10 protein-coding genes and 2 pseudogenes are annotated in these 11,527 nt (G+C 69.4%); 8 read left to right on the plus strand and 4 right to left on the minus strand.

Going from position 1 to position 11,527, the window contains the following annotated elements:
* The first annotated feature begins 81 nt into the window (after window positions 1-81).
* Together ABT147_RS20800 and ABT147_RS20805 are read left to right on the plus strand one after the other, a co-directional pair.
* On the plus strand, window positions 82-561 hold the full coding sequence (locus tag ABT147_RS20800) for an AfsR/SARP family transcriptional regulator (RefSeq protein ID WP_351408202.1): 480 nt from the start codon (window positions 82-84) through the stop codon (window positions 559-561).
* Window positions 558-698 carry a hypothetical protein gene (locus ABT147_RS20805; RefSeq protein ID WP_351408161.1) on the plus strand — a complete coding sequence of 47 codons (141 nt, stop codon included), beginning with the start codon at window positions 558-560 and terminating at the stop codon, window positions 696-698. Before ABT147_RS20800 ends, ABT147_RS20805 begins: the two co-directional genes overlap by 4 nt.
* A gap of 11 nt (window positions 699-709) precedes the next feature.
* Here the strand turns inward: ABT147_RS20805 and ABT147_RS20810 are convergent, their stop codons facing one another.
* Complete coding sequence (locus ABT147_RS20810; protein WP_351408163.1) at window positions 710-1,558, minus strand: RNA polymerase sigma factor SigF; 849 nt, start codon at window positions 1,556-1,558, stop codon at window positions 710-712.
* A gap of 149 nt (window positions 1,559-1,707) precedes the next feature.
* Here ABT147_RS20810 and ABT147_RS20815 point away from each other — a divergent pair.
* A pseudogene (locus ABT147_RS20815) lies at window positions 1,708-1,861 on the plus strand (hemerythrin domain-containing protein); the annotation flags it as partial.
* A gap of 185 nt (window positions 1,862-2,046) precedes the next feature.
* Here the strand turns inward: ABT147_RS20815 and ABT147_RS20820 are convergent.
* Both ABT147_RS20820 and ABT147_RS20825 read right to left on the minus strand, forming a co-directional pair.
* Window positions 2,047-2,255 (minus strand): annotated as a pseudogene (locus ABT147_RS20820) (ABC transporter permease subunit); the annotation flags it as partial.
* A 112-nt stretch (window positions 2,256-2,367) separates the two neighbouring features.
* A complete protein-coding gene (locus ABT147_RS20825) occupies window positions 2,368-3,570 on the minus strand; it encodes a PP2C family protein-serine/threonine phosphatase (RefSeq protein ID WP_351408165.1) in 1,203 nt (400 codons plus the stop codon).
* A 207-nt stretch (window positions 3,571-3,777) separates the two neighbouring features.
* On the opposite strand from ABT147_RS20825, the gene ABT147_RS20830 reads away from it, so the two are divergent.
* The 5 genes from ABT147_RS20830 to ABT147_RS20850 all read left to right on the plus strand — a co-directional run bounded on the left by ABT147_RS20830 (window position 3,778) and on the right by ABT147_RS20850 (window position 9,832).
* Window positions 3,778-4,239: an ATP-binding protein gene (locus tag ABT147_RS20830; protein ID WP_351408167.1), complete on the plus strand. Its 462-nt coding sequence runs from the start codon at window positions 3,778-3,780 to the stop codon at window positions 4,237-4,239.
* Window positions 4,240-5,317: 1,078 nt separating this feature from the next.
* A complete protein-coding gene (locus ABT147_RS20835) occupies window positions 5,318-5,650 on the plus strand; it encodes a MerR family transcriptional regulator (RefSeq protein ID WP_351408169.1) in 333 nt (110 codons plus the stop codon).
* A gap of 60 nt (window positions 5,651-5,710) precedes the next feature.
* Window positions 5,711-6,502, plus strand: a complete 792-nt coding sequence (trhA, locus tag ABT147_RS20840) for a PAQR family membrane homeostasis protein TrhA (RefSeq protein WP_351408171.1) — start codon at window positions 5,711-5,713, stop codon at window positions 6,500-6,502.
* 83 nt (window positions 6,503-6,585) lie between these two features.
* Window positions 6,586-6,789 (plus strand): hypothetical protein, encoded by a 204-nt coding sequence (locus ABT147_RS20845; RefSeq protein ID WP_351408173.1) that lies wholly within the window; start codon window positions 6,586-6,588, stop codon window positions 6,787-6,789.
* Between the two features lie 1,000 nt (window positions 6,790-7,789).
* Window positions 7,790-9,832, plus strand: a complete 2,043-nt coding sequence (locus tag ABT147_RS20850; RefSeq protein ID WP_351408175.1) for a PA14 domain-containing protein — start codon at window positions 7,790-7,792, stop codon at window positions 9,830-9,832.
* 87 nt (window positions 9,833-9,919) lie between these two features.
* On the opposite strand, the gene ABT147_RS20855 is transcribed toward ABT147_RS20850, so the two are convergent.
* Entirely contained in the window at window positions 9,920-11,284 is a 1,365-nt protein-coding gene (locus ABT147_RS20855) for an ISNCY family transposase (RefSeq protein WP_351408177.1), read from the minus strand.
* Window positions 11,285-11,527 lie beyond the last annotated feature (243 nt).

Genomic DNA, 11,527 nt, shown 5'->3' on the forward strand with positions numbered 1-11,527 from the left:
CGGCGGAACAGGGAAGCCGGCATAGAACTGGTCCGCAGAGGCAACAGCTACAGCCTGCGGAGCGGCGACGCCGACATCGACCTGCTCGCTTTCGAGGGGATGGACAGGGAAGCGCGTCAGGCCCGTGAGACGGGTGACTGCGAAGGGTCGGCCGACCTGTACGAGGAGGCCCTGGCCCTCTGGCAGGCGGATCCGCTCTGCGACCTCGACGTCCTGCGTGACAGTTCCCTGCTGGAGTTCCTGCTCCGGCGCTGGGCGACCGTGGTCGTCGAGTTCGCCAAGACCTGTTTCTCCCAGCGGCAGTACCGGCGGGCCCTCGACCAGATCGAGAGCCTGGTACAACGGGACCCCCTCAACGACCAGGCCCAGGCCTGCCTGATGGTCGCCCTCGCCGGAATCGGTCAACAGGCTGCGGCGCTGAGCGTTTTCCATCACGTGCGGGGCGAGCTCGTGGACCAACTCGGCGTCACACCCAGCCGCGTCCTGCTGGACACCTACGAGCGGATCCTCCACAACGAGATCGTTCCGGGTGGTGCCGGCCTGGTGACGATCGAGAGGTGAGATACGACCTCGACCTCCCCGGAGATCATTCGCACGGCCGGGACGAGATCCTCGGCACCGCCCACAGCGACCACGGCCTGGTGGTGTTCCTCGAAGCCGCGGGTGTCGACGGTCCCGACAGCGAATGCGCCGCGTGATGCGGGGGTGTTCAGTGGGTGGTGAGCATGCCCTCGCGGAGCTGGGCCAGGGTGCGTGACAGCAGTCGGGAGACGTGCATCTGGGAGACGCCGAGCCGTTCGCCGATCTGGGCCTGGGTCAGTTCCTCCACGAACCGCCAGTGCAAGATCTTGCGCGAGCGCTCGTCGAGGTCGCCGATCATCGGCGCGAGGGCGTGGAAGTCCTCCACCAGTTCCAGCGCGCCGTCCTCGTTGCCGATGAAGTCGGACAGGGCGGTTTCACCGTCCTCACCGTTGCCGATGGCGGCATCCAGGGAGGAGGAGCGGTAGCCGTTGGAGGCCAGCCGCGCCTCGATGACCTCCTCCTCGTCCAGGTTCATCAGCTGGGCCAGCTCCGCAACGGTCGGGGTGCGGCCCAGGCGGCTGCTCAGTTCCTCGGTGGCGCGCGCCAGCTGGACGCGGGCCTCCTGGAGGCGGCGCGGAACGTGCACGGCCCAGGTGGTGTCACGGAAGAACCGCTTGATCTCGCCCACGATGTAGGGGATCGAGAAGGAGGTGAACTCCACCTCGCGGGACAGCTCGAAGCGGTCGATGGCCTTGATCAGGCCGATCACGCCGACCTGGACGATGTCCTCCATCTCCTCCGGGTCCCGGCTGCGGAACCGGGAGGCCGCATAGCGCACCAGGGAGATGTTCATCTCGATCAACGTGTTGCGCGCGTCCTGGTACTCCGGCGTGCCCTCCTCCAGCCGGTCCAGCTGCTGGAAGAACAGGCGGGTGAGCTCACGCGCGTCCTTCGGAGCGACCTTCGACGGGTCGGCCACCTCCGGCAGTGCAGCGCAGTGTGCGTCCGCCGTCACCGCTGCCGTAACCGTAACCATGTGTCCCTCCCCTGTCGGCCCTGCCGACCCCGGCCCACCTCAACTCGCTGCCACCGCGCATACCCCTTCCCCTCGCCTTCACGCGTACTCCTTCCGCGGGAGCGAGCCGGTCGGCAAGCGCTACGGCCCGCGTCGGGTTCCAGGGGTGCGACGAGGTCGGCTCGCAGGAATGGGACGAGAAGCAAGCTGGAAGAACTCGTGCGGGCCGTCACCCACCACGCCGACGAGGAGGAGCGCACCATCCTCAACGGAGCGCGCGAGAACGTGGCCATGGAGCGCCGCGAGGAGCTGGGCGGGGCATTTGCGGTTCCCGCGCGATTCCTTCCTGGGTGCAGGGCGACGGCCGTAGGCAGATCTGGACCCTGACGGCTGCGACCGACGCACGGGTGACAAGTCGCACCGCCCGGGTGGAACGGCGGTTGGTGCCCGTACGACCGCCAGGCCGTCTTGGCAGGGAGGCGATACCAGGGCCAGGGTCGGCGGGGGATTCACATGTCACTGAACCTCACCCTCGGGTCGAAGAGGCCGTAGAGCAGGTCCGCGAGCAGGTTCCCGACGAGAACGGCGGCGATGGCCAGGGTGGTGAGGGCGGCGAGCAGCGGGAAGTCGACGGCGGTGGCCGCCTCCACCGTGGCCGCCGCGATGCCCGGCAGCTGAAGACGCTCTCCACCAGCAGGGCGCCGGTGATGAGTTCCGGCGCCGGCGGACGCTCCGGCAAGTACCGTGCGTCGGTCGGACCGACCCGGCCGGACTGACCCGGCCGGGATGACAGCCTTCACCGCAGGACCCGCGACGTCCTCGCGACTGGGTCAGGTGTCGGTCCCGGCGTTCGCTCGACGGCCTGCGGCGTGGGGGCCGTGCCAGTCCAGGCACAGGACGGTGGCGTCGTCTTCCGGGTGACCGTTGCAGGCGTCGGTGACGGTGGTGGCCAGATTGCGCGCGACCTCGCGCGGGTGCTCGGTGGCGGTGTCACGGATGAGGCCGGGGAGGTCGACTTTCTGCGCTTGGCGCTCTTGCATGCCGTCGGTGTAGAGCACGAGGCGGTCACCGGGGCGCAGGTCTAGGTTCTGCACCTTGTAGGGGTCCTTGTGCGCGGCTACGCCGAAGGGCAGGTTCACGGCGAGGCGCAGTTCGTCGACCGTGCCGTCGCGCAGCCGTAGGGGCCAGGGGTGGCCGGCGTTGACGAGCTGGGCGCCGGTCCCGTCCAGGGCGATGCGTAGCAGCTGGCCGGTGGCGAAGGTGCGTCTGCCGTGGTCGAGGAGGGCCTGGTGGGTCCGGCGGGCCTGTTCGGCGAGGTCGGTCCCGGCGCGGCGGGCGCCGCGGGAGGCGTTGACCAGGAGGGTGGCCATGAGGGCGGCGTCGACGTCGTGGCCCATGGCGTCGGTGATGGACAGGTGCAGGGTGTCGTGGTCGAGGGCGTAGTCGTAGGTGTCGCCGGCGATGTCGGCGGCCGGGACCAGCGCCCCGGCGAGGGCGAACTCGGCGGCCTCGCAGGAAGGAGCCGAGGGCAGGAGCTGGCGCTGGATCTCCGCGGCCAGGCTGACCGAGGTGGTGCGGTTGCCCCAGTGGTAGAGGTCGGTGAAGCGGCGGTCGGTGATGATGATGTACGCCAGCGCGTGCGCGGCCTCCTCCACCTGTTCCAGCACATCCTGTGTGACCTGGGGAAGGAACAGCTCCAGGACACCGACGGCGTCGCCGCGGTTGGTGACGGGGGCGAGCACCCGCTGCCCGCGCTCGCCCTCCGGCGCCTGCACCACTTCCTGGGCGCGCAGGACCTCGTCGTAGATGCTGTCGTCGAAGGGAACCTGTTCGGCGCGGCGCTCCTGTCGCGTAGCAGCCTCCTCGCTGACCCGCAGCAGGCGCTGACCGACCACGTCGACGAACAGGAACGACACGTACCGCGCGCCGAACCGGTCGCGCAGGTTGCGCGCCACGACATCGAGGGAGGCCACCGGCGCGGCGCCCTCCGCCGCTGCCAGCACCTCAGCCAGTTCGATCCGATCGCGTGCCACGTCAGCCTCCTTTGGGTTGCCGACTCGTTTTCCCGCTGACGCGGCAGGCACAGCACGGCTGTGACACATGCCTCAGCCTGTTTGCGCCGGGACATGAAGGAGCCCCGGAGACGTCACCCTCCTGACTGCCCCGGCACGCCTCATGTGAGGGTTCGGGGGTAGGCGGGTCGCAGCACGTTCGGGTACAGGGGAGGGGGGTGGGGCAGCATGGTGCAGACGGCGGGAAGTGAGGGCGGGCAGTCTCTGGTGGAGAACCTCCTATCGGTGTCCGGGGCGTTCGAGGGCAGCGAGGACATCGCCGGCGCCCGCGATCTGGCCCGCAGCTTCCTCACCGATGTCCAGGCCGTGCACGGGCTGCCGGTGTCCGGGCGCGCGATGGGCATGGTTCAGCTCGTGGTCAGCGAACTGGTGACCAACGCCCGCAAGTACGCACCCGGCCCGTGTCTGCTGACGCTGGAACTCACCGGCGGCTTGGTGGAGGTGACCGTGTGGGACAGCAACCCGACGCCGCCGGCGATCCTCGCGCCCGACCCGTTGCGCATTGGCCGGCACGGGCTGGAGATCGTCATGGCGGTCGGCCGGAGCTTCGCGGTCCACCGCGAACCCGTGGGCAAACGGATCACCACGGCGATCGTGCCGGCCGACGATCCCGGCGGGGGAGTGTGCTGATGGACGGGCGGGGCAGGCGCCCGTATGCGATCGCCACCGCACACCGGCTTCCGGCGTACTCGCTCAGGTCCAGGGTGGGGTGCGCCGCCACCGTGATGCAGGGCGTTGGCGGCGAGCTCCGAACGACCAGGACCCCACGGTGTCGGCAGCCTCGACCGCAGTCGCCGGTACGAGATCTTCGAGGAAGTGCCGGGCTCTGTCGCGCGCGCCCGCGACGGGTGTGGCGAGGCGGGCGGTTGCGACGTTGCCGCCCATCGTGCCCATCAGGTCACCCCGGTCTCTCATCGTCTGCGCCCAGTCCTCCATCGCCGTTCGAGGCGGATTACCTCACCGTCGAACACGCGGAAATCTATAGTGGCTGGAGTAGACATTGGGTGGTCCCATGGTTATGGTTTCTCTCGTAGCCCAGAGAGACAGAAGGGCCCGGCAGACACGAACTGCCGGGCAGCAGTACGTAGTTGCAGTTCGCAGGACGGTGCGGTGGTGGAGTTCCGAAGCCAGGGTTGTCGCAGGACGGCGACGGGGCTGACGACCGGACCGGGTGGCCCGCGGTGATCAGGGGCCGCCATGAGCAGTACCGCAGTGGCAGTACCTGTGAGTGAAGTTCGCAGTACCCAGCAGTGAGTCAGTGGGCAGTACCTCGGTGAAGGCGTCGGCTGCGGGCGCGCGCACCGGGAGGTTCGGCAGTGGGGTTCCAAGCCAGAGCGGACGCAGGACGGGCGACGGGGCTGGCTGCCGGAGAGTGGCGCTTCGCGAGGCCACCAGCAGTTCGCAGTATCGGCAGTGCAAGCAGTACGCAGTACCCGTTTGGCAAGTGATTGGTTCAGAGGGAAGAACGGAGGAGCCGAGCGCCATCAGGATCGCCCGGGCGGACGTGTTGAGCCCGGGTACCGCAGGACATCGATAGTGAGGTGGTCTCCGGTCGAGCAACCGCGATCCCCGCGTCCCCGACAGCGTCTCGGTCGAGGACACAGAAGGCCGGCGCAGTACCAGGGCCGGCAGATGGTGTAGCAGTTCCTTCGGGGCCCTGGTGCCGTACGGCACCAGGGCCCCTCAACGCGTTCCACAGAGAGGTGAGATGACAGCAGACGATTCCTTCGGCCGTCTCGACGACGACGATTACCCCGCCTACACGATGGGTCGAGCTGCCGAGATGCTCGGCACCACACCCACCTTCCTGCGCGCCCTCGGCGAAGCCCGCCTCATCACCCCGCTCCGCTCCGAGGGCGGACATCGCCGCTACTCCCGCTACCAGCTGCGGATCGCCGCCCGCGCCCGGGAACTCGTCGACCACGGCACCCCCATAGAGGCGGCCTGCCGCATCATCATCCTCGAAGACCAGCTCGAAGAAGCCCAGCGCATCAACGCCGAGTACCGCCGCGCCGCCTCCCGGCACACGGTCGGCAGCTGACCCGCAGTCCGCAGCGAGGGGCCAGGCCGCACTGATCCGTCGATTTCAGAATACGAGCGCATGATCGCCGAAGACACTCAGCCGCCGCCACACGGACGCGATCCGCAGCCTCGCCCCGGCACCACTCCCGACGCCCTGCGCACCCCCGCGGTCGATGCGCCTGCCGGCCCAACCGGCCGGCAGGCTGCCGCAGGCCTGGAAGGCGGGGCGGAGCGTGTGGCGGCTGCGCTGAAGCCGAGAATGCGCGGCTGGCTGCACGCCGGCGTGTTCCCCCTGGCTCTGGTCGGCGGCATCGTCCTGATCGCCGTCTCGCGCTCGGCGGCGGCAGTGGCGGCCTGCTCGGTGTACGCGCTGTCGGCCTGTCTGCTGTTCGGCACCAGCGGGGTCTACCACCGCGGAACGTGGGGTCCGCGAGGGGAGGCGGTCCTGCGGCGGCTGGACCACGCGAACATCTTCCTGATCATCGCCGGCACCTACACCCCGCTGGCGGTACTGCTGCTGCCCGCGGGTCAGCAGCGGGTGCTGCTGGCCGTGGTGTGGGCGGGTGCCCTGGCCGGCATCGCCTTCCGCATCCTGTGGATCGGGGCTCCCCGGTGGCTGTACACCCCGTGCTACATCGCGCTGGGCTGGGTCGCCGTCTTCAACCTGCCCGACTTCGCACGCACCGGCGGCACCGCGGTCGTCGTACTCGTCATCGTCGGCGGTCTGCTCTACACCGCGGGCGCCGTCGTCTACGGCCTCAAGCGCCCCGACCCCTCACCGGCCTGGTTCGGCTTCCACGAGGTCTTCCACACCCTCACCATCGCCGCCTTCACCGCGCATTACACGGCCATCCTCCTGGCAGCCACATGACCGCGGCCGGAGGCAGCCCCCAGCACATGACTCGGGGCCCCGACGTCACATGGTCAGCGAGACTGGTGGGCGAGGGGGCTCTGGTGGAGTCCTGGGCGTCATCGACCAGTGAGGAGCCGAAGCAGCACCTCGGGGCTGTGTCGGTGTCGTTCCTCATCACCGACTTCACCGACTTCACCGACTTCACCGACTTCACCGACTTCACCGGCGGCTCAGGCGTACGGCCGAGGGCGGCGGGCAGCGTCGAGACCGATGAACCCGCCCGGCGGATCATGCTGCGAGGGTGAGGGCGCGCTGGTGCGGAACGTCGCCCCGGTGACCAACCGCTTGGGACTGGCCCCGTCTGGCGGGCCGCCTGCCGATCCAAGCGATGCTCGGAGTCACAGTGACGCGAGGTACCCATCGCCCGCTTCGGTGAGCCGCATGGCGTTGTCGATCACCGAGCGGTTGGCGTATCCCTGTCGACTCAGACCCACGATCCCGTGCGCGCTGAAAAGCCTGAAGACTGCCTGAGAACTGGCAGAGCTGGAAGGCCGATTGTTGGCTCAGCCCCGGACCATTCGATGGAACGGCTGAACGCAAGTTCACCGAGCCGTTCGCGCTGGTGGAGGAGTGGCAGTGGGAGTACGACTACTACGACGACGATGAGCACTCACCTCTACTCCACGTCATCTGTCAGAACGGCTCGGTCCTTCTTGGGTGGCAACCGTGACTGCGAGTTCTGGGTGCTCGTGGTCACGGGGTCTCAGCGGGGCCGGGTCTGGTGGCTAGGGGATGGATGTGCGGCTCCGTACGCGGACGCGGGAGAGGAAAGCGAGCCTGAGGCCGACTTCGTCGCATGGTTCCAAGAGTGGCAAGCCGACCGAGGCTGGTGGTCCGAGCACGTCGACGGGTAGGTCTCATCGGATGGTTGCCGGAGCGGCCGAAGGGCCTGCCCTGACGGGCAGGCCCTTGTACTCGGGCTTCTGATCCGTAGCCCTACAGAGATCGGTCAGCGAAGGTCATACCGGTCGTGCTTCGGCCCTGGGAAGACGCTACCGACAAGGCCGGTTGGTGTGGTTGCTGTAATTCGCTGCTGTACAGCAGCGGCTCCGGATGCCCGTTGTCTGTCCGGCATCTCGGCAGGTCAGCGCTTTCCATTGACGTCCACCGGTACGGCTGACGTATGGCGAACGTCCGTGAAAAATGGTGAGCGGGCGGGGCAACCCTGCCCCCGCCTCATGAGTCACACAGGCGTCGCCCGTTTCACATGCTTTCCCTTGGTCCAGAAGGGGCCCACTCTCTGTGATGACTCGTACCCGGCTGTCCGCGCTGGTGGCGACGGCGGCGCTCGCCACCACCGGCGGCCTGATCACCGCCGCCCCCGCCTCCGCGGCGGTCACCTGCACCTCTCCCGTCTGGAGGGCGCAGTACTTCGGCAACTCCACCTTCAGTGGCACGCCGAAGCTCACCGCCTGCGACACCGCCATCAGCGAGAACTACGGGTACGGCGACCCGGCCGGCGTCACGCTGCCCAAGGACGACTTCTCCGTCCGCTGGTCCCTCACCCGGGACTTCGGCTCCGGCGGCCCCTTCCGGCTCTCCGCCGCCACGCAGGACGGCATGCGCGTCTACGTCGACGGTGTGCGGAAGATCGACCTGTGGAAGAACGTCTCCACCACCGCCCGCAAGACCGTCGACCTGACCATCCCGGCCGGCAAGCACACGCTCCGCGTGGACTACGTCGCATGGACCGGCGTCGCCAACGCCGCCTTCACGTACGCCCCGCGCACCGAGGCCGCCGTCGACACGGTCAAGCCGCTCGCCCCGACCGGCCTCACCGCCACGTACGACTGGGCGACGGCCAAGACCACCCTGCGCTGGACCGCCAACAAGGAGATGGACCTCGCCGGGTACCGCGTGTACCGCCGGCTGAGCGCCACCAGTTGGGCCAAGGTCAGCGGGACGTCCCTGCTGACCACCCGGTCCTTCGTCGACGCCCCGCCCGCAACCGGCCAGACCTTCCTGTACGAGGTCCGCGCCGTCGACAAGGCCGGCCGCGAGTCCACCGGCAGCCCGGACGTGACGGCGACGACCGTCGACCGCACCGGGCCGGCCGCCCCCACCGGTCTCACGGTCGCCACTGGCGACGGGTGGTTTGACACCCTGAACTGGCAGGGAGTCGCCGACACGGCGAAGTACGAGGTGTACGCCTCGTCCGCGGCTGCCGGACCGTTCGAGCTGCGCGGTACGACGACCACGACGTCGTACCGGACCAGCGGCGCCGTGAACACGAACACGTACTACCGGGTCCGGGCCCTCGACGCAGCCGGCAACCCGGGGGCGTACGCGACGGTCACCAGCGACGGCATCGACCGGATGCCACCGAAGTCCCCGACCGGCGTCACCGCCGGCGCCCGTCCCGGCTACACCAACGTGCACTGGAGCCAGCCCGACAGTTTCTACGAGGACTGGGACAACGGCGGGCACTACCGCGTGTACCGCTCGCCCGGCAAGACGTTCGACCCGACCGCGCGCACCCAGGTGACCTGCGTCGCGGAGGAGAGCCACGAGGCGGGCAACGGCGGCAACTGCTACGACGTGGACATGCCCGCGAACACGTACGTGACGTACGCCGTCACGGCGGTGGACCCGTACGGCAACGAGTCGGCGTACTCCGCGCCGGTCGTCGTCCGCACCGGCGACACCGTGGCGCCCGGCCCGGTCACCGGCGTGAAGGTCACCCCGCGCAACGACGGCATGCTGGTGAGCTGGGCCGCCTCGCCCGAGGACGACATCGACGAGTACGTGGTGTGGAAGGGCGTCCGGCAGGCCGACGGCACGGTCAAGTGGCTCGGCCCCGACACCTGCTCGGATGGCACGAGCAACTGGCTCGCGATCCTCTGCGGCAACCTGCCGGACGCCGAGACGCACGTGTACGCGGTGATGGCCAAGGACCACTGGGGCAACACGCTGCACCCGAGCGACCCGAAGGTCACCGTGGTCGAGGCCACCGAGCTCGACGTCCGGCCGTCCGTGACCGTCACCCGGGACTGGAGCCTCGGCAGCCTGGGCCACAACCGGACGGCCACTCGTCCGTCCGTCGACTGGCAGTGCACCGACACGGCCCGCTGCGCCACGGTCACCGGCTACCGCATGAGCCGGTGGAACCCGGCGACCAAGGCGTACGAGCCCCAGCACGACGGACTGCTCCCGCCGGACGCCCGGACGTGGGAGGACGCCACGGCGACGAAGGGGAACACATACTTCTACACGCTGGAGGCCGTGACGGCCGACGGCGCCGTGGTGGGCACGTACCCCTGGTACACCGTCTTCCAGGACCGCGTCTAGCTACTTGCCCCTGAAAAAGGATTTGGCCTGGTGGGCGGGCTGTTGCTGACACCTGGTCCCGGGCGGGGCTGGGTTGCCCTTCCTTGTTCACCGGCTGAGGACGGTCATCCGGTGGAGGTTGTAGGCGAAGATCCCGAGTCCGGCCCAGGTCTGTGCGCCGGCGAGGCGGCGGAGGCGGGTGCGGCGGAATCCGAAGGTGCGCTTGAGGTGGCTGATGCGGGCTTCGATGCCGACTCTCCAGTTGCGCATCCGTCGGAACGGGCGGCTGCGTTCGTACTCCTGGCGGGCTTTTCCCGGGGTTCCGGTGCGTTGGAGGCCGATGCGCCGGACCCCGAGTTCGGCCAGGGCCCGGTCGTTGCCCGCGGTGCCGAAGCCGCGGTCGGCGACCACAGTTGCCGGAACGCGGCCGGTCAGCGTGGTCACCCGCTCGACCGAGGGCACCAGTTGCGGGGCATCGGCCGGGTTTCCGCGGTTGACCTGGTGGTCGACGACGAAGCCGTCTTCGTCTTCGGCCACCAGCGCGGTGTAGCCGAACTGGGTGGGGTGCTGGGGCTTGCCCTTGCGGATCGGCCGGGCATCGGGGTCGGCCAACGACACCAGCCGGTCGGGGATCGTGCGGATCCCCGCCAGCCGTAACGCGGTCTGCTCCAGCAAGCGCCGGGTGCCCGCCACCGTCCCGGCCAGCTTACCGACCAGATGCGCCAGCCGCCCCGAGGGCCGCCCGCGCAGCGCGCGCCGCGCGTTGCGCTCCACGGAGGCCACGTCCCGCAGCGTCGCACGGGCGATGGCGGCGACCTCGCCGGTGAGCCGGTCGATCTCGCCCAGGGCCCGGCCGGTGCGCCGCCGCAGAGTGCGGGAGATCTGCTTCAAGCGGCGGCCTGCTGACCGGCTGCGGTCCCGGAAAGGAGTGCGCCCGGCGGCACCGGCGGCCTTGATCCGGTGCACCAGCCTGCCCAGCTTGCGCACTCCGTGCTCCAGCAGGTCGGCGTCCGTGGGATGGTCGATGTCGGCCTCGATCACGGTGGTGTCGATACGCAGTTTGCGGCACCGCAGCAGTTTCTCCTCCACCAGCTTGCCCAGCAGCGCGGCGTTGAGCTGCTCGATGATCTGGGGGCCGCTGCGGCGCACGAGTTTGACCAGCGTGGTCGGGTGCGGCACCGGGGAGGCCAGCGGGATGCGGCAGAACCGCCGCCAGCTCAGCGAGTCCGCCACCTCACGACAGAGCGTCTCGTAGCCGAGCTGGTAGCGGTGCTTGAGGTACAGCAGCCGCAGCAGCGTCTCGACCGGGACCGACGGCCGCCCCAGCCGTTCGGCGAACACCGCCCGCCACGGAGCGATGAACCGCTCGTCATCCAGGTACGCGTCGATCTCGGCCAGCTCGACGGGCAGCTGCCGCGCTTGCTCCGGCAGCACCTCCCACCACGCGTCCTGTGGCCCGGACACACGCAACATCGCCACCACCCCCGCCCGCCAAGGCCCACCCCCACTGTGACGGCCGCGGACGACTCACACCAGCACTCCGCGCAGGTCACCCCAGCGCAAGCCCGGACTTCTTCAGGGGCAAGGGGTCTGATGCAGGTTCGGGTGACAGGTGCGGTCACGCGGCCTGGAGGGCCGGTGTGGTCATGACGGTCTCGAATTCGATGGGGGTCAGGCGGCCGAGTGAGGCTTGTCTGCGCCGCCGGTGGTAGGTCC

The organism is Streptomyces sp. NPDC001868 (genome assembly GCF_040297125.1).
Classification (GTDB): domain Bacteria; phylum Actinomycetota; class Actinomycetes; order Streptomycetales; family Streptomycetaceae; genus Streptomyces.